The 24,410-nt window shown below is 37.8% G+C and carries 21 protein-coding genes and 1 riboswitch; of the genes, 16 read left to right on the top strand and 5 right to left on the bottom strand.

The window, feature by feature from the left end; translation table 11 throughout:
• Nucleotides 1–83 precede the first annotated feature (83 nt).
• Entirely contained in the window at nucleotides 84–752 is a 669-nt protein-coding gene (locus RT261_RS18490) for a TIGR01906 family membrane protein (protein ID WP_313134596.1), read from the bottom strand.
• Nucleotides 753–1,015: 263 nt separating this feature from the next.
• Between RT261_RS18490 and RT261_RS18485 the strand changes: the two genes are divergently transcribed.
• The 6 genes from RT261_RS18485 to purH all read left to right on the top strand — a co-directional run bounded on the left by RT261_RS18485 (nucleotide 1,016) and on the right by purH (nucleotide 8,239).
• The gene (locus tag RT261_RS18485) at nucleotides 1,016–1,711 is read left to right on the top strand and encodes a response regulator transcription factor (protein ID WP_313134595.1); all 696 of its coding nucleotides are present in this window, start codon (nucleotides 1,016–1,018) and stop codon (nucleotides 1,709–1,711) included.
• A 31-nt stretch (nucleotides 1,712–1,742) separates the two neighbouring features.
• Nucleotides 1,743–2,987, top strand: a complete 1,245-nt coding sequence (locus RT261_RS18480; RefSeq protein WP_313134594.1) for a sensor histidine kinase — start codon at nucleotides 1,743–1,745, stop codon at nucleotides 2,985–2,987.
• 82 nt (nucleotides 2,988–3,069) lie between these two features.
• On the top strand, nucleotides 3,070–3,744 hold the full coding sequence (locus RT261_RS18475) for a polyphosphate polymerase domain-containing protein (RefSeq protein WP_313134593.1): 675 nt from the start codon (nucleotides 3,070–3,072) through the stop codon (nucleotides 3,742–3,744).
• A complete protein-coding gene (locus tag RT261_RS18470) occupies nucleotides 3,726–4,439 on the top strand; it encodes a DUF4956 domain-containing protein (RefSeq protein ID WP_331665531.1) in 714 nt (237 codons plus the stop codon). Before RT261_RS18475 ends, RT261_RS18470 begins: the two co-directional genes overlap by 19 nt.
• Before the next feature lie 36 nt (nucleotides 4,440–4,475).
• Complete coding sequence (locus RT261_RS18465) at nucleotides 4,476–6,329, top strand: CotH kinase family protein (RefSeq protein ID WP_313134592.1); 1,854 nt, start codon at nucleotides 4,476–4,478, stop codon at nucleotides 6,327–6,329.
• Between the two features lie 115 nt (nucleotides 6,330–6,444).
• Nucleotides 6,445–6,529: riboswitch (ZMP/ZTP riboswitch) on the top strand.
• 156 nt (nucleotides 6,530–6,685) lie between these two features.
• Nucleotides 6,686–8,239 (top strand): bifunctional phosphoribosylaminoimidazolecarboxamide formyltransferase/IMP cyclohydrolase, encoded by a 1,554-nt coding sequence (gene purH, locus RT261_RS18460; protein WP_313134591.1) that lies wholly within the window; start codon nucleotides 6,686–6,688, stop codon nucleotides 8,237–8,239.
• Nucleotides 8,240–8,303: 64 nt separating this feature from the next.
• Here purH and RT261_RS18455 read toward each other — a convergent pair whose 3' ends face one another.
• The gene (locus RT261_RS18455) at nucleotides 8,304–9,173 is read right to left on the bottom strand and encodes an acyltransferase domain-containing protein (RefSeq protein WP_313134590.1); all 870 of its coding nucleotides are present in this window, start codon (nucleotides 9,171–9,173) and stop codon (nucleotides 8,304–8,306) included.
• A 258-nt stretch (nucleotides 9,174–9,431) separates the two neighbouring features.
• Between RT261_RS18455 and RT261_RS18450 the strand changes: the two genes are divergently transcribed.
• The 6 genes from RT261_RS18450 to RT261_RS18425 all read left to right on the top strand — a co-directional run bounded on the left by RT261_RS18450 (nucleotide 9,432) and on the right by RT261_RS18425 (nucleotide 17,307).
• Complete coding sequence (locus tag RT261_RS18450) at nucleotides 9,432–10,655, top strand: Gfo/Idh/MocA family protein (protein WP_313134589.1); 1,224 nt, start codon at nucleotides 9,432–9,434, stop codon at nucleotides 10,653–10,655.
• A 17-nt stretch (nucleotides 10,656–10,672) separates the two neighbouring features.
• Nucleotides 10,673–12,661, top strand: a complete 1,989-nt coding sequence (locus RT261_RS18445; protein WP_313134588.1) for an alpha/beta hydrolase family protein — start codon at nucleotides 10,673–10,675, stop codon at nucleotides 12,659–12,661.
• 115 nt (nucleotides 12,662–12,776) lie between these two features.
• Entirely contained in the window at nucleotides 12,777–14,003 is a 1,227-nt protein-coding gene (locus RT261_RS18440; protein WP_313134587.1) for a Gfo/Idh/MocA family oxidoreductase, read from the top strand.
• 48 nt (nucleotides 14,004–14,051) lie between these two features.
• Nucleotides 14,052–15,425, top strand: coding sequence for an ABC transporter substrate-binding protein (locus RT261_RS18435; protein WP_313134586.1), 1,374 nt, complete (start codon nucleotides 14,052–14,054; stop codon nucleotides 15,423–15,425).
• A 180-nt stretch (nucleotides 15,426–15,605) separates the two neighbouring features.
• Nucleotides 15,606–16,484 (top strand): carbohydrate ABC transporter permease, encoded by an 879-nt coding sequence (locus RT261_RS18430; protein WP_313134585.1) that lies wholly within the window; start codon nucleotides 15,606–15,608, stop codon nucleotides 16,482–16,484.
• Entirely contained in the window at nucleotides 16,474–17,307 is an 834-nt protein-coding gene (locus RT261_RS18425) for a carbohydrate ABC transporter permease (RefSeq protein WP_313134584.1), read from the top strand. Before RT261_RS18430 ends, RT261_RS18425 begins: the two co-directional genes overlap by 11 nt.
• On the opposite strand, the gene RT261_RS18420 is transcribed toward RT261_RS18425, so the two are convergent.
• Nucleotides 17,308–18,186, bottom strand: coding sequence for an AraC family transcriptional regulator (locus tag RT261_RS18420; RefSeq protein WP_313134583.1), 879 nt, complete (start codon nucleotides 18,184–18,186; stop codon nucleotides 17,308–17,310).
• A gap of 246 nt (nucleotides 18,187–18,432) precedes the next feature.
• Here RT261_RS18420 and RT261_RS18415 point away from each other — a divergent pair, with 246 nt between their 5' ends.
• Complete coding sequence (locus tag RT261_RS18415) at nucleotides 18,433–19,158, top strand: glucosamine-6-phosphate deaminase (protein WP_313134582.1); 726 nt, start codon at nucleotides 18,433–18,435, stop codon at nucleotides 19,156–19,158.
• 125 nt (nucleotides 19,159–19,283) lie between these two features.
• The gene (gene nagA, locus RT261_RS18410; protein WP_313134581.1) at nucleotides 19,284–20,462 is read left to right on the top strand and encodes an N-acetylglucosamine-6-phosphate deacetylase; all 1,179 of its coding nucleotides are present in this window, start codon (nucleotides 19,284–19,286) and stop codon (nucleotides 20,460–20,462) included.
• 200 nt (nucleotides 20,463–20,662) lie between these two features.
• Here nagA and RT261_RS18405 read toward each other — a convergent pair whose 3' ends face one another.
• Both RT261_RS18405 and RT261_RS18400 read right to left on the bottom strand, forming a co-directional pair.
• Complete coding sequence (locus tag RT261_RS18405) at nucleotides 20,663–21,520, bottom strand: metallophosphoesterase family protein (protein WP_313134579.1); 858 nt, start codon at nucleotides 21,518–21,520, stop codon at nucleotides 20,663–20,665.
• Between the two features lie 196 nt (nucleotides 21,521–21,716).
• Nucleotides 21,717–21,917 (bottom strand): cold-shock protein, encoded by a 201-nt coding sequence (locus RT261_RS18400; RefSeq protein WP_313134577.1) that lies wholly within the window; start codon nucleotides 21,915–21,917, stop codon nucleotides 21,717–21,719.
• A gap of 322 nt (nucleotides 21,918–22,239) precedes the next feature.
• Here RT261_RS18400 and RT261_RS18395 point away from each other — a divergent pair, with 322 nt between their 5' ends.
• Together RT261_RS18395 and RT261_RS18390 are read left to right on the top strand one after the other, a co-directional pair.
• Nucleotides 22,240–22,779 (top strand): hypothetical protein, encoded by a 540-nt coding sequence (locus RT261_RS18395; RefSeq protein WP_313134575.1) that lies wholly within the window; start codon nucleotides 22,240–22,242, stop codon nucleotides 22,777–22,779.
• 55 nt (nucleotides 22,780–22,834) lie between these two features.
• Nucleotides 22,835–24,337: a flotillin family protein gene (locus tag RT261_RS18390; RefSeq protein WP_313134573.1), complete on the top strand. Its 1,503-nt coding sequence runs from the start codon at nucleotides 22,835–22,837 to the stop codon at nucleotides 24,335–24,337.
• Nucleotides 24,338–24,410 lie beyond the last annotated feature (73 nt).

Below are 24,410 nucleotides of genomic sequence, written 5' to 3'. Positions count from 1 at the left end.
GACAAAACTGTCATTTCGGGTATAGAAATCAGTCGGGCTGATTTTATACTCAAAATGACAGTTTTTATGGAAGCTCATTTTAGTTATCTGTAATGAACCGTTCTGCGTCTGCGGTATTGAATTTTACTGTTTGTCCAAAAGTAGGATAGAAGTAATAGGATACTGCCCAGAAGAACAATGGCAACAATTACCAGTAAACTGTGTAAAAAGAATGTTTCCGGCAGGAGGGTAATTACCGGATCTTTGGCGGGATCAAAAATCCAGAAATTATTTCGGAAAAATATTTTATGGAATAATAGGAATATGGCATCAAAGTTTATCATACTTCCTAAGACCGCTATAAAAGGTATTACTAAAACAGTAATGGAAGACACTAAAAGGTAGCTGTTCTCTTTTTTTCGATGTTTATAAAATATAATCAGTAAACTGATTACAAGGGATATGGCAGCGATATAATAAAAAGCAGTAAATATAGTTTTAACCTCTGCAAAATGCTGTAATCCACCAGGAGAAGAAGGAAGATTGGGAAGTTCTAAGTTCCCTTTATAAAAGGGAGAGTTATAGCGGATTAAAGCATCATAATTTTTAATGATCACTTCTTTTTCCAACCCGGATGTTTGGCTGATATTCAAATGATCTATATCCCGATAATATATAAATCTGAAATTAACAGCTGCTATAACACCTAAGGATATTAATAATAAGGTGAAAACGAAACCGATTAATATATCTGTGAGTTTAAACTTTTTCATAAACGCTCCTATCTGCAGTTTTATATACCTGTAATTCTACATAATAAATTTTACATATAATCTGAGTAGAATTATACAACATTATTTTTACAAATTCAATGAAGTTATATGTTAAAATATATGTTATAACCCAGATATCTCATTGGTACAAAGCACAAGGGAAATAGATTATAAAAGTATAAAATTAAAGGCAAATTAAAGGTTCATAGTTTAGTTTTACTATTAAAAGCACCGCTATGCATGCTTTCGGAAAGGAGCGGCATATGAAAATTCTTTATGTTGAAGATGAAAAATATATGGCCCGTGCTGTAGCGCAAGTATTACGAAAAAATAATTACAGCGTGGATTTAGCTTATGACGGGGAGAGTGGACTTGATTTAGCTGTTTCCGGCATATACGATATTGTAATACTAGACATTATGCTTCCCAAACTGGACGGAATCGGCGTCCTCCGTGAAATGAGGAAGCGCAGTGTTCTGATTCCTGTAATACTGTTAACTGCAAAAGGTGAAACGGAAGATAAAGTAAAAGGTCTTGACAGCGGAGCAGACGATTATTTAGCAAAGCCATTTCAGACAGAGGAATTAATGGCTAGGCTTCGGGCACTGGGACGGCGTCGGGGACAGTTTACCGCTGACAATGTTCTTTGTTACGGAGATATTGAACTAAACTACAATACCCTGGATTTATTTGGGAATGGGCAGACGTTTCATCTGACACTGAAAGAAAGCCAGCTTCTCGAATTGCTGATTACCAACAAGGGACAAGCAATTACCACCGAAACAATTATTGAAAAATTATGGGGCTGGAATTCTGATACGGAAGACAGTCACGTTCAGGTACAGGTGGCGTTTTTACGTAAGAAATTGTCTCTGATAACGAAGCGGGTAAAAATCAAAACAGTGCGGGGAATCGGATATATGCTCACACTGGACGAGGAAGTGATTATTGATGTTTAAGAAGCTTCGCAACAATATGATGTTATTCAATATGCTGACGGCTTCACTTGTTATGTTAGCCGCATTTACTGTGATTTACCTTGTAACCTACGGTAATATTGAACGGGAGAACCAGCAGCGGTTGAAATCTGTATCGGCTATGTTCTTCGTACCCAACCACATACCTCCCGCTGGTGCAATGAACGGAGATTTCCAACCGCCTACTATACCGGAGCGTTTTTCTGTAGACTACGGTGTTTCTTTTGTACTATTTGTTAAAGATGGCAGACTTGAAAACGTTAATAGCCAGCTTAATTTTGAATACAGTGTCTATAGGGAAGCTTTTGAAAAAGTAGGGACGGCAGATAAGGGAAAAATAATCCTTGCGGATAGAAAGTGGCTCTTCACGGTTGTGCCCACACCCCCCAAGGTGGAAAGTTTAAACAGGCAGCCAATTGATATGCAATACACCCGTATTGTTTTTCTTGACATAACAAATGGTATTAAGATTTTACAGACCCTTATGCTCACCCTTACCGGTGTGGGGGCTGGGGTACTGTTAGCTTTGTTTTGGCTTTCTTACCATTTCGCCCTTCGGGCAGTCCGACCTATTGAGGAAAGCTATAATAAACAAAAGCGTTTTATTGCGGATGCCTCCCATGAACTGCGGACTCCCCTTGCTATTATCGGTGCAAATGTGGAAGCCATCGAAACAAATGGTGAGGAATCGGTTGAAAGTCAAAAGGAGTGGTTTGGTTATATTCATGCTGCGCTCAATCGAACAGGCAAATTATTAGAAGACTTATTATATCTGGCGAAGTCTGAGGGACTAAAAAACGAGGACAATCTGCCATTTGACTTGAGTGTGATTTGTGAAAGGGTCTGCGCCTCTATGGAGGCTGTACTCTATGATAACGGTGTATCTATGGAAACGGATCTTGAGAAAAACGTAATCGCCATTGGGGATAGTGAAAAAATCGCGCAAGTCTTCTATATCCTGCTGGACAATGCCGGTAAGTACACGCCTCAGGGTGGTAAAATCCAGTTTACCCTTAGCCGTGCAAATGACAGGGCCATTGCTCGTGTAACAAATTCCGGTGATGGCATTGGGGCGGAAGATTTAGCGAAAATCTTTGACCGGTTTTATCGTACCGATGCTTCCCGTTCCACTGAAACAGGAGGGTTTGGATTGGGTCTGTCTATTGCCAAGACCATTGTTGACCGTTCCGGCGGAATAATAACTGCCGAGAGTACAGGCGGCTTGACCACCTTTACTGTAAAATTGAAACCAGGCTAAAAAGTTTTCGCCCATTAAAGGTAAATTAAAGAACCAAATATTATAATCGCTCTCAGATAAAGCAAAGGGGGCGATTTTTATTATGCAATGGCGGCATGAATATAAACACAGCCTAAACTATGGTGATTATATTATCCTAAGGGATAGATTGAGGCATGTTATGCTTCGGGATGCACATGTGGATGAAAACGGCGAATACAAAGTCCGAAGCTTATACTTCGATACACCAGGTGATAAGGCTCTGCGAGAGAAAATCGACGGTGTGGACAGACGGGAAAAATTCAGGATACGCCGCTATCTTGGTAATGCAGATTACATAAGAGTCGAAAAGAAGAGTAAAGTGCACGGAATGTGCTACAAGCAGTCAGAAAGGATTCTTGCTGAGGAAGTTACTGCGCTGCAAAACGGAGATTTGACGTGGATGGCAGAGGATCAACGGGAACTTATCCGGGAGCTGTACTCCAAAATACGGAGCCAACAATTAAAGCCAAAAACGGTAATTGATTATATTAGAGAGCCGTTCATCTGTATGGCGGGAAACGTACGTATTACCTTTGACAGGGACATTCGGACGGGATTGTTTTCTACAGATTTTATGAAAGATGATTTACCTACCATAAAGGCAGGAGATGAGATCGTTCTGTTGGAAGTAAAGTACGATCAGTTTATTCCAGAACATATCGTAAAAGTACTTCAACTGGAAGCCAGACGTGCTTCAGCTGTTTCAAAATACGCGCTGTGCAGAATGTACGGCTAATAAATTATAAGGAGAAAATCACAATGACTTTTAAAGATATTTTCAAATCCAGCTTTCTGGAGAACATCAACAGCGTAACTATATTGGATATGGTACTTGCACTGACCCTGGCCTTTGGTATCGGAGTTTTTATCTTTCTGGTTTATAAAAAGACCTTTAAGGGCGTGATGTACTCCTCCAGTTTTGGTGTAACTCTTATCGCTTTAACAATGATAAGCACACTAGTAATTCTTGCGGTGACCAGCAACGTGGTACTTTCCCTTGGTATGGTGGGAGCACTGTCAATCGTGCGTTTCCGTACGGCAATAAAGGAACCCCTTGATATAGCATTTCTGTTCTGGTCAATTGCTGTAGGAATTGTTCTGGCGGCGGGAATGATTCCCCTTGCTGTGTTTGGCAGTGTTGTAATCGGCATAATGCTGATAGTGTTCGTTAACAAAAAACCACACGACAATCCGTACATTGTTGTGATCCATTGCTCCGATGGAGAAGCAGAGGGAAAAGTTATATCTTCACTAAAAGAATATGTACAAAAATATGTAGTCAAAAGTAAAACAGTCACTGCTGATTCCGTTGAACTTCACTATGAGGTACGGCTGAAATCTGAGGATACGTCCTTTGTAAATGCATTATCTTCAACACAGGGTGTTTCCGACGTCGTACTGGTAAGCTACAACGGCGATTATATGGGGTAACGCAAGAGGAGCTAAAACGCTAGAATCGAGGATACTATGTCAAAACATAAATTCACTACAAGTTTTTGCGTTGCGATTGTTATCGCGATGCTTGCTATTACTATAACATTTATGGCAAGTCCGAATTTCGGCGTAGCCATAGCCCATATACAGCCTGCCTATGCTGAAAAATTATTTAGTACGGACAGGGTTCATACAATTGATATTGTGGTAAAAGAATCCGATTGGGAGGACATGATTGCAAATGCAATAAAAGAGGAGTACATACAGTGCTCCGTTGTGATTGACAATGAATCCGTCAAAAACATAGGAATACGTCCCAAAGGCAATTCATCTCTGTCTATGATAGCAAATTCGGATTCGGACAGGTATAGTTTCAAACTCGAGTTCGACCACTATGAGAAAGGCAAAAATTATTTCGGTTTAGACAAACTGGCATTAAATAATATCGCTCAGGACAACACCTATATGAAAGATTATGTGACTTATCAGATGATGAACGCTATGGGTGCAGATGCGCCCCTTTCCAGCTTCATATGGGTGACGGTCAATGGTGAGGACTGGGGACTATATCTGGCCGCCGAGGGTGTTGAAGAATCTTTCGCACAGCGTGTGTATGGTAACAATTACGGTGAAATTTACAAACCCGACAGTATGGATATGGGTGATAAGTTAGGTGGTGAAGTCGGTGAGGGCTTCCCTGGGAGGGGACAAATGCCTGAATGGAGCGGTGAAATGCCTCAATTGCCGGAGACCACCAATGGGCAGGAGGGAAACCCGATGCAACAAAGAAGTCAAATGCCTAATTTCAGAGGTAATGGTTTTGGAACGGACAGTGCAACTTCCCTAATCTATTCGGATGATGATCCGGACAGTTACGCTGCTATTTTCGATAATGCTGTATTTGATACGTCAAGTGCAGACAAAGCACGTTTGATTTCCTCATTAAAACAGTTAAATGCTGGTGAGAATATTGACCAGATCGTTGATGTAGACGAAGTTATCCGCTATTTTGTGGTACATAATTTCGTACTGAACTCCGACAGTTATACAGGCAGTATGATCCATAACTATTATCTTGCTGAAAATGACGGTAAACTTAGTATGATTGCATGGGACTACAATCTTGCGTTTGGAGGAATGGGAGGCTTCGGAGGTGGAATGGGCGGAAGGTTCGGAAATACCAATAATGAGAAAACAGATGCAGCCGCAGATAGTGTCACCTCCCTTGTTAATTATCCGATAGATTCACCTATGCTTTCCGGTTCTACCGAGGATAAGCCCATGATTGGGTGGATTTTTGACAACGAGGAATACCGGGCTAAGTATCATGAAGTTTTCGCTGAATATATGGAGTATTTCAACAGCGGTAAATTTTCCAAAATGTATGATAATGCCATTGCACTTATTTCTCCTTACATAGAAAAAGACCCGTCCGCTTTTTGCACCTATGAGGAATTTCAGAAAGGCAGTACTGCTTTACGGGAATTTTGCCTGCGTAGATCCGAGAGCATAAACGGCCAGCTAAACGGTACAATCGCCGCGACAAGCCAGGAACAGACGGCCACAGCAAAGGCCGGATTCATCGATGCTTCGGATATTGATATGGAAAGTATGGGGTCAAATTCCATGGGATTTGGCGGTGCCCGGGGAGGAGAATTTTTTGGTGGCAGTCTCCCTGCTGCAATTGAAAGTACTGGGCAGGAGACACCAGACACAGCACCACAGAACAAGGGGGACATTAAAGGACGTAAAATGGCCAATACGGGTATACCCTTAGAATCTTCGGTACTTCCCATATCCGCAAATGAAGGGATGCTAATGCTGATATGTATGGTATTGCTGATTGCCGGTATACTATTTGTAAAAAGATGGAGGCGCAATCTGTGATACATTTTTCCATGATTATCTTTAAGGAGTGTTAGAACTTACATAAGCTGTTATTATATTGTTTATTAATAAATAATAATTGAAAATTATTAAATTATCAGTTACACTTAATTAAGATGAATTGTATGACTGGCGGAAGTGAGAATGAACTCACGGGGAGTACAATGTTTAAAAATATGCCGACCGCCTGGGCAACCTAAGATAACCTGACATATAAAGTGGTTTATATACATTCTATATGTAGGATTACTGGGTTACCTGGGTGGTTATTTTTATTGATTAGAAAAGTGTGAAGAAAAGCTTAACACTTGAAAGAATTTATTCTTTTAACCTATGAAAGGAGCATAGTTATAAAAATGAGAGCATTGGTTAGTGTATCAGACAAAACCGGCATTGTAGAATTTGCAAAGGAATTAGTGGGACTTGGAATTGAGATTATATCAACCGGAGGAACCTATAACAAATTAAAAGAAGAAGGTGTGCCTGCCATTGAAATTTCTGAATTAACAGGATTCCCAGAATGTTTGGACGGTCGTGTGAAAACACTGCATCCTATAGTTCATGCAGGTTTATTAGCTATGAGAAGTAAACCAGAACACATGAAACAACTGGCTGATCTAGAGATTCAAACTATTGATATGGTAGTTGTTAATTTGTATCCCTTTAAAGCAACCATTCTAAAAGAAGGTGTCACTAGAGAGGAAGCTGTTGAAAATATTGATATAGGAGGTCCGACTATGCTTCGTTCTGCGGCGAAGAATTATCAGGACGTAGCAGTTGTGGTAGATCCAAGAGATTACGAAACGGTACTGAAGGAACTTAAAGAGAAGAAAGAGGTATCTTTGGATACCAAGTTCTATTTGATGCAAAAAGTATTTATGCACACTTCCCATTATGACACTATGATTGCGGATTATTTAAAGAAGCAAAGAGATGACCATGAACTTCCGGAAACCTTAACTATGACCTTTGAGAAAGTTCAGGATATGCGCTATGGTGAAAACCCTCACCAAAAAGCGGCATTTTATAGAGAGATTGGAAAGAAACGAGGTTCTATTACTGATGCAGTACAACTAAATGGTAAAGAGTTATCTTTCAATAATATAAATGATACAAACGGTGCTCTTGAACTATTAAAAGAATTCACAGAACCTACCATTGTAGCCTGTAAACATGGAAATCCATGCGGTGTAGGCAGCGGGGATACTATATTAGATGCCTGGAAGAAAGCTTTTGAGGCAGATAAAGTATCCATATATGGCGGAATTGTAGTGGTAAACCGGGAAGTTACCCTTGCACTTGCAGAAGAAATGAAAAAAGTATTCTTAGAAGTAGTAGTGGCACCTAAGTTTGAAAGAGAAGCTTTGGAATTATTACAAACAAAAAAGAATGTACGTTTATTGGAATTAAAAGACATTGATGTACCACAAGATGAAAATGCTTATGATTTAAAGAAAGTAAATGGGGGATTAATCGTTCAGACCATAGACAGCAAATTGCTAGTGGAAGAGGAATTAAAAGTAGTAACCCACCGGACTCCTACGGACAAAGAAATGGAGGATTTAAGATTTGCCTGGAAGGTTGTTAAATTCGTTAAGTCCAATGGTATTGCTCTGGCAAAAGACAAACAGACAGTTGGAATCGGACCGGGTCAGGTAAATCGTGTATGGGCAGCCAAACAAAGCATAGAACATGCAGAAGAATTAATGAATCCGGATGCAACAAAAGGTGCAGTACTTGCTTCCGACGCGTTCTTCCCGTTTGATGACTGTGTTGAAGCAGCACATGAGGCGGGTATTACGGCAATTATCCAGCCGGGAGGTTCTATTCGTGATGAAGATTCAATTAAAAAATGCAACGAATATGGAATCGCCATGGTATTTACCGGAATGAGACATTTTAAACATTAAAAAATAAATAGGCGTACTATACTATAACTTAAAAGTTATTTTATGGTACGCCTTTGTTGCAAATTTACGTTATAATCCCAGTTTCATCTAATAAGAATACACCATATCCTTTTCCAGGTTTTCTGCCTTTCTCCAGATATTCTGCAAATATCTTCTGCAATGAGGTATCTCTTGGCAGGTCTTTCGGAGGTTTACTGGCATCCTTGCCAAAGATGCGCCAGGCATCATGGAATTCTTCTTCTGTGTATGCACGTATATATGTGAAGTCGTTCATAAAACCCCGTATGTTGGAATGTGCCGGAAGTATATCTTTAAGTGCAGGATCTAAAAGCCAGGAACTGCAAACTACAGGTATTGGTCTGCCTTCAAAGTCCTTTTTGTAAAATTCATAAGCCTTATGATAGGAATCCATACGCTTTTCCACTGTAAAGGAGCCGGAAGCAGGAATATGCATATTGATTACCTTATCACCTTTTTTTACAGTAAATCCGCCTATGGAATATTCCTCTAATTTAAATATAGAATATTCGTATTGCATACGACCTAAAGCGAACCGGGCCATCTGATAAAACCGGGGAAACCATTCCCGCACAAAGGTTCCCCAGATACCGTATAACTGGTAACATTCCTTTAATTTACAGGTAAGATCTTCCGCTGTATTCCAGTAAATCTCTTCCGATATATTTCTTTCATGGTAAAGCTTTAATAATGGCTTACTGCTTAATACTAGTAATAGCATGGATATCATGTAACTGTGAATATTCATGTCTTTTGCTAATATATCTATTTGTTCGAAGGCTTGTGTAGTAAAATTACTCATAAACATACTGATTAGGGAGTCCATTCGGTTCTTATAATCAGAATTCATTAATATTTTCCCATACAGTTCTTGAAAGATTTCTTGTGCTTCTTTCGGAAAATTATCTTTTTTCATAAAGTATATTAAAAATTCCTGTTCATTCATCTGATATTCACACATCCTATCCTATTTGTCTGACAATTGAATTGTACAATCTGTCTTCACATTATTTTATATAGAACCAGTGAATTGTCAATATTTATTTATGAAATAGCAATATTGAGTAATTTTTTATCTCTTTTTCGACAAGATTGCGTTAGTAATAGTGATAGATATTTGTTAAAATCAAAATAGATTTAATACATTATTGCTAAAAGGAAAGGAGACGGTGTTATGAAAGTAATTATTTTAGGAGCCGGAGGCAGAGGAAGAAATTATACAAGATTCTGCAGGCAATATGGTGCTGAAATTGTTGGTATTGCTGATCCGGATACCAAAAAGTTAGAAAAACTGGCGCTAGATTTTAATGTAAGTGAAGATAGACTGTATCACGATTGGGCAGAAGTTTTGGACAGAGAGAAATTTGCAGATGCCGTTATTAATGCTACACCTGACAAGGTTCATTATGCATCTACAATGGAGGCTTTGGAGAAAGGATATCATGTTTTATTAGAAAAGCCTATGTCCGATAATGAGCAGGAATGTATCAATATGGTTGAAAAGGCAGAAGAGAAAAATTTAATTCTCATGGTATGTCATGTATTACGTTATGCTCCTTTTTTTGAAAAATTAAAGGAAATTATTGATGAAGAGCGAATCGGACAGCTTGTTAACATAGAAATGACTGAAAATTGTGCTTATTGGCATTTTGTACATTCTTATGTAAGAGGAGTTTTTCGGAACGAAACAATATCAAGTCCTTTTATATTGGCAAAATCATGCCATGATTTAGATTTAATCGGTTACCTGACCGGTAAGAAATGTTTGTCCGTAGTCTCTGAAGGAAATCTGAAGTATTACAGGAAAGAGAATGCACCGGAAGGTTCACCTGATTATTGCCTTGATGGATGTCCTCATGAAACTACATGCCCCTATTTTGCACCAAGGCTGTATTTGAAACAGATATCTTTGGTTGGCTGGCCAACCCAAAGTATATCCCCGGATACTTCCTTTGCAGCCAGATATGAGGCATTAAAAAAGGGACAATATGGGCGTTGTGTATTTCATTGCGATAATGATGTGTGTGATCATCAAAGTGCAATTTTTAATATGGAGGATGGATTAACAGCTACTTTTCATATGACAGGCTTTTCAAGTGAAAATACCAGGACATTACGGTTTTATGGCACCAAAGGAGATATTCGGGGACATTTGGAACGGGGAGAGTTGGAAGTATTTGACTTCTTAACAAAAGAAAAAGAGGTGATTCAAATCCAGTATGAAACCATTCAATCAGGCCACGGTGGGGGAGATTCAAGACTTTTATATGACTTCCTTGATGGAGTAGACAAAAAAGGAGGAAATTTAAAAACTCTGGCCCGTCTATCCCTGCAAAGCCATTTAATGGCATTTGCCGCTGAAAAATCGAGAAAAGAAGGCAAACGGATTTATTTATAAGAAGAAAGGGTTTCGCTATGACTATAAGAAAACTTGAAGACTATGATCCCTCTCATTTTTATGATATGAAAAGCCAGCTTAAGGATTTTATCTATGAGAGAACCCGTAAGGCTTTGGAAAAGGGAAAAACGGACCGTTCTCAGATAAACACAAAAGAACAGCTTAAAAAGCGGCAAACCTATATCAGAAGATTGTTTTTAGATTCCCTGGGAGGCCTTCCATCCTGTGAAACACCTTTGGAGCCTCAAATTACGGGCATTATTAAAGGCCATGGATTTCATATTGAAAAAGTGATTTACCAGTCAAGGCCGGATTGTTTTGTAACAGCTAACCTGTACATACCTAACGGATTGCAAAAGCCTTCCGGGGCAGTTTTATTCCTTTGCGGCCATGACCCGTTGGCTAAACATAGTGAGGAGTATCAGATGGTATGCCAATGCCTTACTAAAAGAGGACTCATTGTGTTAGCTTTGGACCCTATTGGACAGGGGGAACGGCTTAGCTATTATGACAATGGAATGGAAGTAATAAGCAGGGGAACTACAGAGCATACCCATGCAGGCTTTCAATGCCTCATGACAGGATATCCTTCTGCCAGATATTTTCTCCATGATGCTTTGCGGGGAATTGATTATCTGCTGACCCGCCCTGAAGTAGATCCGGAAAATATCGGAGTAACTGGCAATTCAGGAGGAGGAACCCAGACCAGTATGCTTATGCTGTATGATGACAGAATTAAAGCATTTGCTCCCGGAACATTTGTTACAGGTTATGAAGAAAATATGCTGACAGGAGTACCTCAGGATTCCGAGCAAAATTGGCCGGGATTAATTCAACATGGTTTTGATCATGAAGATATATTATTAAGTGCTGCACCAAAGCCTGTTGCAGTTTTGGCTGCATCCTATGATTTCTTCCCGGTAGAAGGAGCCAGAAAAACCCTGGAATCGGCGAAGAAATACTGGGAGATATGGGGTAAGGAAGAAGATTTGTACTATATAGAAGATGCTTCAAAACATAGCTATTCTTTTCGGCTTGCACAGGCAGCTGGGGAATTTTTTGCAAAGACATTGGGAGTTACTGACAGGGAGGCAATTTCTTTTGAAGATATAAAACTTTTTAAACCGTCAGAACTGTGGTGTACCGTTAAGGGGCAAATCAGAGAGGAAAGAAAGAATACAAGGTTCATTTTTGAAGAAAATCTAACATTGTTAACCCGGCTTAAAGCGGAAAGAGATATTCAGGGGGATGATAGAAAAAAGGACAGCGTATATAACTGGATAAAAGAACAAGTTTTTTATCAGCGTGTCCCATGTCCCGTAAATTTAAGAGATATTGCGGAATTTGACTATTATGATCTGTCGGTAAAGTCTTATATATGGAGATCTCAGGAAAAAGTAATGAATCATTGCCTTGCTTTTAAAGATCATACCTTTCATAATACGGCCACCTCTCCCGTGATTGCTGTTTGGGACGGAGGAACCGGCAGATTAGAGGAGCATATAGAATGGATTAAAGAACAGTGCCAAAAAGGGAAAACTGTATTTGTTTTAAATACTTCCGGTGTTGGAGGCATTTCGCCATATCCTATAGGAATCCGCGATATGGGGGACATGTTTGGGACCATGTATAAACTTGCAGATGATCTGATCCGGTATGGAGATAGTTTATGTGCACTGCGTATATATGATGTAATTCGAATGGTGGATATGCTGCAGGAGTTTGAAGGTACGGATCATGGGAACATCCATGTATATGCCCATGGCAAACAAGGGGTATATGGTGTTTTGGCAGCTTTTATTGACAAAAGAATAAAAACCCTGTCCGTAGAACAGCCTATGCCAAGTTATGCAAGCTGGGCAGGTGACCGTTATTATACTATGGAAGAGGCTATGAGTATTATTTTACCTCAGGCTCTTAAAATATTTGACCTGGATGAAATATATGAATGGCTGATAAAAGAAAAACGACTGAAACAGACTGTTAAGAAAAGAATGAGGCGCTAAAGCGCCGGAATAGAGGTTAGGTCGAAAAACAAAGTTTTTTCAACCGGCAATTTGTGCAAGGCACAAAATTGCTATTATTATTAAAAGGTGCTAAAGCGCCGGAATAGAGGTTAAAATGAAAAAGTATGTTATAGCAGGTGCAGGTATGAGAGGCTATTACATGTTTGGAAAGCGTATTGTGGCAGAAGAATATAAGGATTATGCTTCTATCGAAGGAATCTATGATATAAATCCTGTACGAGCACGTGAGTTTGCAAAGGATTGCGGAGGCATTCCGGTATATGATGATTTTGACAAAATGCTGAAAGAAGCGAAGCCGGACTATGTAATTGTAACGACGGTAGATTGTTATCACCATGAATACATTATAAAGGCTTTGGAAGCGGGATGTAATGTGATTTCAGAAAAACCCATGACCATTGACCATGAAAAATGCAATGCAATATTAGAAGCAGAGAAAAGAACAGGAATGCATGTACAAGTTACATTTAATATGCGTTTTATGCCATATATGCAAAAGATTAAGGAACTGATACAAAGTGGGATTATTGGTAAAGTTCTTACCGTTGATCTGGAATGGCATCTGGATACCAGACATGGTGCGGATTACTTTAGAAGATGGCACAGATATATTGAAAAAAGCGGCGGACTGCTATTGCATAAATCAACACACCATTTTGACATTATTAATTGGTGGCTGAATTCTTATCCGGAGCAAGTAAGTGCAATGGGAACAAGGAACTTTTATGGGCCTGTCCGGGAGGAAAGGGGTACCAGATGTTTGACCTGCCAGTATAAAGATACCTGTGAATTTTACTGGAATATAGAAGACGGGGGGGATCCTTTTTACAAGAGATTCTATCTAGAAGCAGAACATGAGGATGGGTACATCCGAGATTCCTGTGTTTTTGATGAAAGCATTAATATTTATGATAATATGGCAGTGAACGTAAAGTATGAATCAGGAGCATTATTAGCCTATTCCTTAATCGCTCACAGTCCCTATGAGGGATGGAATGCTTCCATTAATGGAACAGGGGGAAGGCTTGAGGTTGGAGAAATCTATTCCGGACATGGTGAGGAAGACAGCTGCAATCATATAAAGTTTTACAATAGAAAAGGGGAACTAATTACCTATGATATTCCCAAATTAAAAGGCAGCCACGGCGGAGGAGATGATAAACTGATACAAATGCTGATTAAGAATGACATTAAGGATGAACTGGGTGTTTTTGCTGCTTCTATGGATGGGGCAATGTCCTTGCTTATAGGTGCTGCAGCAAATATCTCCATTACGAAAAAGCAAGTTGTTAGCATTGAAGATTTGTTGAAACACCCATGATAAATATTAGGGTTTTCATATATGAATATTTTAAAAGGAGAGGTAAACATGAAGAAAAGATTAATTAGTGTAATACTTATTATGGTGATGGCAATATCACTATTAAGTGGATGTGGTTCTTCATCCGAGAAAGAAGAGACGAAAACCACAACAGATCAATCCGATTCGGGTACAAAAGAAGATAAGACAGAAGAAGAGAAGAAGGAAGAACCCAAACCAGTTACTTTAACCATTGGATTACCGGGAGGTTATGATGTAACCAGCAAAGAAATTATTGACGGCTTTAAAACTGCATACCCTCATATTACTCTTGTAATTGATGAAGCACCCTGGGGTGACTTTACAAAGAAAATAACAACACAAATAGCCGGCGGTAATGCACCTGATATTTGGTTCCAGGAAAATGCGGCTGTATTAGGCTATGGTGATATGGGTGCAGCAGAAGATTTGATGCCTTATATTAAGAGAGATTTAAAGTTAGAGGAATATGCAACAAATCTTTTCTCGGCTCAGGAAGGGGAAAAGGTTTGGGGTGTACCTCATGGGGGCAATCCTATTGCATTGGCTTATAACAAAGATTTATTTGATGCCGCAGATGTTCCTTATCCTACCGATGACTGGACCTATGAAGATATGATTGAAGCCGCAAAACTTCTTACCAAGGATACAAATGGGGATGGAACAGCAGATGTTTATGGACTGCTTACAGCAGGAGGAATTACAGACGGATGGTTTCCATGGATTAATTCTGCCGGCGGTCAGGCTTTAGATGAAGCAAAGAGAAATGCAGTTTTTGATGATGCAAAATCCCTGAAAGGTATAACAGAATGGGTTAATACAATTCATACCTACAAAATAAGTCCATCCCGTTCAACGATTAATGAGCTTGGAGGAACCGCCCAGATGTTTGGCAACGGAATGGGAGCCATGGTGTTCTTACAATACAGCTTAGGAAGTGCTGTGTTAAATACAAACTTCCCAGATTTAAATTATGATACCGCTAAGATTCCTCTAACCTTCGACGGAACTGAAAGAGTTGTTCCTAATGTCAGCAACACCTGGCTGATATTCTCAAAAGCAAAGGAAGAAAACAAAGAGGCAGCATGGACATTCTTAAAATATTACTTAGGTACGGATGTGCAGAAGCTTATTGCTGAAAGCGGCTCTACTATTCCGGTTAACAAAGAAGCCCTTGCATATGTGGATACGTTGCAGTCCAAACCCTTAAATAAAAAGGCTTATACGGAAGGTGTTGATGTGGCCGGTGTAACTTTAGATGAGAATAAATGCTGGAATGAATGGAGAACAGCTGCACAGCCAATTTTTAATGACATAATGGACGGGAAAACCGATCCCCAGACAGGATTAACACAAATAAAAACAGATGTTCAAAAGATATTGGATGAAAATTTTAATGAATAGCAGAATAATGGGAATGGTCCCTGAGTGTTGTAATAATTAACACTATCATAAAATGTGTTGGTATTATTCTGAGCATCGGGAAGAATCCGGGAAAGGGTAAATTTCTAAGATGCTCAGAAACAGGGATTCTTAATTTATGAGTTTAGAAAGAATATTAAAATTTTAGTAAAGGAGGTTGCAATGAGAAAAAGCAATTTTTGGGGCTTATTATTTGTTTCACCATTTATTATAGGAATTATTGTTTTTTTTATATTTCCTGTTTTATTTTCAGGATATATTTCTTTTACTAAATGGGATATGTTTAACCCGCCTAAATTTGTGGGATTGAAGAATTGGATTGATTCTATAACAAATCCGGTTTTTTGGATTTCTTTTCGGAATGTTTTTTATTTTGCATTAATATTTGTACCCCTTCAAACCATCTTTGCTCTTATTATTGCCCATATGCTGAATCACAAGATAAGATTAAAGGGATTTTTCAGAGCATGCTATTTTCTGCCCAACATAACTCCCTGGGTAGCAGGAGCTATTGTATGGAAATTCTTATATGGCTATGATTTTGGATTGATTAACCATATTTTGAGATCGTTGGGTTTAAACGGTTCTTATTGGTATGATAGTGAAAAGTGGTGGGTAGCTATTGGAAGTCTTGCTTTGATGAATGTATGGAAGGGCATGGGACAGACCATGGTAATATTACTGGCTGCCATGCAGAATGTACCCACAGAGATTGTAGAAGCGGCAAAAACAGAAGGAGCAGGCAGAGGTACTATATTCAGAAAAATCACAGTTCCCATGATATCGCCAATGGTATTTTTAACAATGATTTTATCAACTATTTCTGCATTTACAGCTTTTGATGTATTTTTAACTATGTTTGATGTATATTCTTTACCTGACAGAAATAGCGTTGTTAACCTGATGGTTTACCGGGAAGCATTTATGTACGGTAAAATGGGTCCGGCCTCTACTCTGGCATGGATGCTGTTTATTATCATATTAATTATTACGGTGGTACAAAGAAAGTTTGAAAAGAGGTGGGTGCATTATGAAAACTAAACATATAAAAAGATGCCTCTATTATATTATATTAGCAATAGGTGCTTTCATAATGCTGATACCTTTCTTATGGGTGTTTTCTAACTCATTGAAGACAGCGGAAAATGTTTTAAGAATACCGCCTCAGTACATACCAAATCCATTTACTCTGGATAACTTCAAAATTGTATTAAAAGAACTTTCCTTTATGAGGTATATGGCCAATAGCTTTTTTGTTGTAATCATGAATTTAATCGGCACTGTATTTTCTTCGGCACTTATTGGTTTTGGCTTTGCCATGTTTGATTTTAAAGGGAAAAAATTATTATTTACACTAATGCTGGCAACACTTATGATGCCTTCTCAGGTAACGATGATTCCTACTTATTTTATATGGTCTAAAGCAGGATTTTTAGATTCGTATGCCCCTTTAATTATTCCGGGTTTTTTGGGCCAGGCCACGGGCATATTTTTATTTCATCAAAACTACAAAAGTATGCCTAATGTACTGTATGAATCAGCTTTGATAGACGGATGTAATCCCTTGGGGATTTTATTCAGAATATACTTTCCCTTATCTAAGCCCACTGTAATGACTTTGGTGATTCTTACCTTTATTGGTGCATGGAATAATACCATGGGACCTTTATTATATTTACAAACAAGAGAAAAGTATACATTAACTATGGGGCTGCTGACCTTGAATTCATCCCCCATAGCAGGTGCCAATATGGGTGTAAGAATGGCAGGCGCAGTAATAACCATGGCACCGGTTATCCTTATTTTCCTGTTTGCACAAAAGTATTTTGTACAGGGAAATATCAGTTCAGGAGTTAAGGGATAACTACCGGATGCTTTTTCGAAAAGCACTGGGAGTACAGTTGTAATTCTTGGAGAAAAGATTAATAAAGTGACCTACACTGTTAAAGCCTACGGAATGGCATACTTCTGTTATGCTTAATGTAGAATAGCGAAGTAACCGTTCCGCTTCAGAAAGACGTTTCTTATTTATAAAATGAATAACGGTAACTCCTGTAATTTCTTTAAAGGTATGGCATAAGTGATATTTACTTACAAATAATTTCTCGCAGATGGTTTCGAGGGTAATATCCAATGTATAGTTTTCATTTATATATTTTATAACATTATAGACCAGCTTTTCCTTTGGAGAGAGCATAGGAGTGGAATTTTCCACTATTTCATCAGAAGACAGGTCACAGATAGTAGTAAACAATTCTATTAAAGCACATTGCATATTAATGGTTTTATAAGAAGAATTCATAATGGAAGCATTATAAAGATGGATAACCGCATCATAAAGTAACTTTTTACTTTTTTCACTTTGTAAAGAAAGCTTTTTTTTCGTTAAGAAAAATTCTCTTACTTTATTGGAGAACTCATTGTTTTCCAATATACTTATCTGCTGCAGTAATTTAGGATGAAACATTATTAAGATACGGCTTTTTTCACTGCCGGGCTTATAGACTGTACGATGAAACAGATATGGCTGAATGAATACCATATCATTTTTACTAATGGAATACACTTTATTATCAATAAAGTAATTCATTTCATTTCCCAGATAATAATATATTTCATAAAAGTCGTGATAGTGATCCCACCTTTTGGAAGTATTGGATAAATCATTGGTTCTGTTAACTAATAGATTTTCATCAAAAGTTTTAAAAATATAGGGATCATGCATACTAACACCGCCTTTCATGTAATAAGAGTTGCTACATGTATTATATGTTATACCTAATATATTGTAAAGAAGTGAAAAATTTTTAACATATGTACCTGTAGCAGTTCACATAGTCATAAAGCGAAAGCTTTATTATATAAAAAGTACCTTGTAATATGGTAAAAATAGAAAAGATTAATGAAAACAGAAAAGATTAATGAAAACAGAAAAAATTAATGAAAACAGGTTTAAAAGAAACATATTAAGAAAGGATAGATTGCTAAGATGAACATTAAAATACTAAAAGACTCAATTGAATTAGGACAGGAGGCTGCAGCGTATTCTGCCCATATTATTAACAGAGCCATAGCTGAGAAAGGAAAGGCAAGAATTATTCTTTCTACTGGTGCTTCCCAATTTGACACACTAAAAGCACTGATTGAGTCAGACATTGATTGGAGTAAAGTGGAAATGTTTCATTTAGATGAATACATAAATTTGCCCATCAGTCATCCGGCAAGTTTCAGAAAATATTTAAAGGAACGTTTTATTGACAAAATTAATCTGAAATCTGCTTACCTGGTAAATGGAGAGGGAAACATAAAAGAAACCATAGAAGAATTGACCAAAGAAATCAGAAAGGAACCTATTGATTTAGGACTTATTGGAATAGGAGAAAATGCACATATTGCATTTAATGATCCACCGGCAGACTTTGGGACAGAAGAGGCTTATATTGTAGTAAATCTGGATGAAGCCTGCAAAAAGCAACAGGTTTCTGAAGGCTGGTTCCCATCGATTAATGAAGTACCTGGCCAGGCAATTTCCATGACGGTATATCAAATCATGCAGTGCAAGAATATAGTTTCCAGTGTTCCTTTTAAAGTAAAGGCCAATGCTATTAAAAATATGATGGAGAATCCGGTTACCGACCGTATACCTGCAACAATACTTAAAATGCATAACAGCATGTCGCTTTTCCTGGATAAGGATTCCGCGTCTTATTTATAGAATAAAAGTTTTGGTATAAAATGTATAAAATAAAAATATAAAGTATAATGATTGTGAAGCAATTCGCTTTGCAAATAGTATGCTGATGCCTTAATATAGGGTGCTTCAGCAGAATGGAGATTTTTATGAAAAGAATCTTATTTAAAAATGCCAGAATTATAACAACCACAGGTATTAAGCAGGGAGAACTTTTGACGGCAGGAAACATAATTCACAAAGTTGTATATAACGATGCTATTCAAGAACCATATGATGAAATTATAGATGTAGAGGGAAAATACCTTTCTCCCGGATTTATTGATATCCATACCCACGGAGGAGGGGGATACGATTTTATGGATGGGAGCTTAGAAGCTATTTATAACGCTTCTAAGTTACATATGCAGTATGGAACCACTTCCATTGTACCAACTACTATTACAGGTACTCATAAATCCTTACTTGATTTTACTGACTTATTTAATCAAGTAGATTTAAGCAGAGAAGGCTGCCCAAATATTTTAGGGTTACACCTGGAAGGACCCTATTTTTCATATAATCAAAGAGGAGCCCAAGATCCAAAATATCTAAGAAATCCGGACAAAAAGGAATATCTGGAGGTGCTGGCTAAAACAAACCGAATTATCCGCTGGTCTTTTGCAGTAGAATTAGAAGGTGCCAAAGAATTTCTTCGTGTACTTAGAGAACAGGGGATTGTTAGTTCCCTTGCACATTCGGATGCCACTTGCGAAGAAGTATATGAAAGTTTTGAAAATGGTCTGAGTGCATTGACTCACTTTTACTCTGCAATGTCCACAGTAACCAGAAAGAATTCTTATCGGGTGGCGGGGGCTATTGAAGCAGGTTATCTTCTGGATGAATTATATGTGGAAGTAATTGCAGACGGAAAGCATTTGCCGAAAGAATTACTTCAATTAATTTATAAAATAAAAGGTCCGGATAAAATATGCCTTGTTACAGATTCTATGCGGGGGGCAGGTATGCCTGACGGCAGCTATGTCTTAGGTAATAAGGATACCGGATTGGATGTAATAGTAGAGGATGAGGTAGCAAAACTACCGGACAGAAGTTCCTTTGCAGGAAGCGTGGCAACCGCAGACAGGCTTGTACGAACCTTTTACAGATTAACGGAGGCTCCTTTATATCAGGTTGTGAAGATGATGACTTTTAACCCCGCAAGACTCCTTAAAATAGATTCTTCCAAAGGCTCTATTGGAGAAGGTAAAGATGCAGATTTAATTATTTTCGATGAGAATATTCAGGTTGATTTTGTTATGGTAAAGGGAAAGATTAATAAAAATTAAATGAAATAGATTTATTATAAATGAAGAAAAAAAGAAGAAAAATCTTGCCAGTTAAGCCCAAGCAGCTACTGTAGTAACATGGATATTTATTTGAATTATGGACTGGGAATCAGAAAACTGATTAACAGAATTTTTATAAAAAGAACCCCGATTAACCACTCCTCGTCAATGAGACAGTGAGTGATTAATCAGGGTTCATATTATCTTATTCCTACCTCTTTAGCAGCTTGTTCCCAATACTTATCGGGAATATCAGGCCAGTTAGCTGTACCGGTTTCTTCCTTACATAATTCTGTAGCACGTAACAATACAGGCATTGTTCGGTCTTTTCCTGTTCTCAATACTTCCAGTGTAAGAACAGTCCACATAGGAGCCTTCCAATCAAGTCCACATTCCTTGTATCCTTCCAATACTTTTTCTACATTATATTCTAATTGGACAAATTCTTCTTCCCAAACGCCATATTTACCATGTAAAATTGCATATTGTGTTCTGCCGTTATAGTACCAGGGGACGCCAACAGAGCCGGGGTTGATTAATTTTTTATTACCGTACTGAAAAGTACTTTGAACGTGAGTATGTCCACATAGGAGTAAATCGGTATCCAGATTTTTTAAAGCAGTAATGGTATTTTCTTTACCTTTCTGAAGTAATTCTCTTGTTGAAGTCAAGGAGCCATGACAGAAAGAAATAGAAGGATATCCGGCAATCTGTAATTCCCCTTTATTATCCAATCTTTCAAAAAAGTCAAGATCTCGTCCCGTAAGATTTTCATAAGTATATTGAAGAGATCCGCAGCAGGAACTGTAATACCAGCCTTTTTCTCCAGCTTTTCGATAATCAAGCATATATTCTTCTCTATTACCCCGAATAAACCAGCAATTGTATTTATCCTGTAATTCATATAGCAGGCTCATTGTTTTTTGTGGATATGGACAATCACTAATATAATCGCCTAAAAAGATAAAGTGTATAATTTCTCTGTGTAAAGCATGCTGGATGCATCTTTTTAAGGCAGTATGGTTACTGTGTATATCACTTAAAATAGCTATGTTCATTTTATTCCTCTTATAATATCATTTTGTAATTTCTTAATATAATGGACGGTTTTAATTATTAAGGCAGTAAAATTATCCGATTTATTATTATAATGTAAATGACCTTCAAGAGTATAGAATGATTATGATTTACACTAACTCATATAATCCTATACTCTTGAAGGTCACGTTTACTATTTTCAAGGGAAAGCACCAATTAAAGCTTTGTTACATTTGCTGCTTGAGGTCCTTTTTCGCCGTCTACTACTTCAAATTCAACTTCTTGTCCTTCTTCTAAGGCTTTGAAGCCTTCCATATTAAGCGCTGAAAAGTGAACGAATACGTCATTGCCTTCTTCGTCAGTAACGAAACCAAAACCCTTTTTTGCATTAAACCATTTAACTATACCCTTTTTCATAAAAACCCTCCTAAAACATAAAAAATATTCTATCGATACAAAAATATAACGATATAAATAATTTATCACATAGAAAGAAAAATGTCAAATTATTCTTAAAATAGAAAAATTTACACATATAAAGGCATGAATCAAGAAACAAATTTTAAAGTAATTTTTAATCAATTTCTTAACTGTTATTAAAATGCTTTTAATAGAGTATGTATATATTAGTACTATCAAAATCTTATCCAGTATTGTATAATAAATACAAAATACAAATCTTTACCATGTAAAACATAGAAAAGTTTATGCATGTTCCTGAAAGTAAGGAGGAGTTCTTTTGTTAACAGTATTTCAAGTATGTTTTTTTGTGGGTATAGGGCTAATGCTGCTATCCCTGATATTCGGTAATATTTTTGAAGTAATTGGTATTGATGGTCTGGACTTGGATTTTGATATTGGACTTGGTATTTTTATTCCAATCAGCCCAATTTTACTGATATTTTTTGTAACCGTATTTGGAGGAGTAGGGTGGCTTATATTGTATAACTTTCCGACGTTGAGCGTAATTTTAATTGTACTTTTTGCTCTTGCTGCCGGAATAGCAATGTCCACATTAATGAATCTATTTGTTATCAGGCCTTTAAAGAAAGCACAAAATACAAGTACACCTGATTTAGAGGACCTTGTGGGGCTTCGTGCTACGGTTAGGGAAGCAATATTAGAAAATGGCTTTGGAGAAATATCCTATGTGATAAATGGAAACAGCTACACATCTCCTGCCAAAGGTATTCACGGAGAGGCGTTTAAAGCGGGACAGGAAGTGGTAATATGCTGGATAACAGATTATATATTTTATGTGTCACTTTTTGATATTTAGTGTAGGTCTTTTGGAATCTGCATGAATATAAATAATTAAACAAGGAGGATAAAGTATGGAAGCAATTTATATTGCAGGAATTGTTATTGGGGTCATCTTGCTTTTTATTATTCTGATTACCACCATGTGGAAAAGGGTTCCCCAAGACAAAGCACTTGTTGTAACCGGTTTAAAGAAAAGGGTCATATCCGGTGGAGGCGGATTTGTTGTACCTTTACTGGAGCGTACCGATAAAATCTCGTTGGAAAACATGAAGATTGAGGTTAGAACGGAAAGTGCAATGACGGAACAGGGGGTTGATATCCGTGCAGATGGTGTTGCAGTTATCAAAGTTAAGAGTGATAAAGAAAGTATTCTAAGTGCCATCGAGCAGTTTAATACGGGCAGAGAGCAACAAACCATCGACATTATTAAAGATACTTCCAAAGACGTACTGGAAGGAAAGCTTCGCGAAATTATTTCCAAAATGTCCGTTGAAGAGATTTATAAGGACAGAGAAAAATTTGCTTCCCAGGTTCAGGAGGTTGCAGCAGTTGGACTTGCAACTATGGGATTGGAATTAAAGGCATTTACCATCCGTGATATATCTGATAAAAACGGATATCTGGAAGCACTGGGTAAACCAAGAATTGCAGAAGTTAAAAGAGATGCAGCAGTAGCAGAGGCAGAAGCAAAAAGAGAAACACAGGTTAAAACCTCCGAATCCGAAAGGCGGGGAGCGGAAGCCAAGATTTTAGCAGATACCCACGTTGCAGAAGCTAGTAAAGAAAAAGAATTAAAGGTTCAGGCTTATCGTGAAGAACAAGAAACAGCAAAGGCTAGGGCGGACTTGGCTTACGAAATTGAGAAAAACAAAGTAGCCAAGGAAGTAACTGAAACGGCCATGTTAGTTGAGTTAACCAGGAAGGAAAAAGAAAGCGAGATTCAGGATAAAGAAGCTGTCAGACGTGAAAAAGAACTTCTTGCCACTGTTAATAAGCAAGCAGATGCTGATGCTTACAGAATCAGCAAAGAAGCAGACGCGAGAAAATACTCTGAATTAAAAGAAGCAGAAGCATATAGTATGGCTATTAAGGTAAAAGCAGAGGCAGAAGCGGAAGCCATTCGTATCAAAGGTGAAGCAGAAGCAGCAGCTATCCGTGCCAAAGGTATTGCAGAAGCAGAGACTATGGAAAAGAAAGCGGAAGCATATAAATTATACAACAATGCAGCGGTTACCCAGATGATTGTTGAAAAACTTCCTGAAATTGCAGCCTCAGTTGCTGAGCCATTAACAAAAACTGAAAAAATTGTTATTATTGACAATGGAAGTGGTTCCGACTCCCAAGGTGCTGCAAAGGTATCCGGATATGTTACGGAAATCATCAGCCAGTTACCGGAGACAATAGAAGCCATGACGGGATTTAACTTTATGGAGGCTTTAAAATCTAAGGTATCCCGAGAAAAAGAAACAGTAGGTAGTGAAGATAATGATACAGAAGATAACAATACAGAAGCTGTTTCAGAAGCTGAAAATATAGAGGTAGTTCAAACAGAGGTATTTAATGAGGTAGAATAGCTAATGAAAAATGTCATTCTAAGAGAGAGTTCTCTCAAAGAATGACATTTTTAATATGATCTTAAATTGTTTG

It is taken from the genome of Anaerocolumna sp., from assembly GCF_032079385.1.
In the GTDB taxonomy this organism is placed as follows: domain Bacteria; phylum Bacillota; class Clostridia; order Lachnospirales; family Lachnospiraceae; genus Anaerocolumna.
This window is presented reverse-complemented; position numbering and strand designations above follow the sequence as displayed.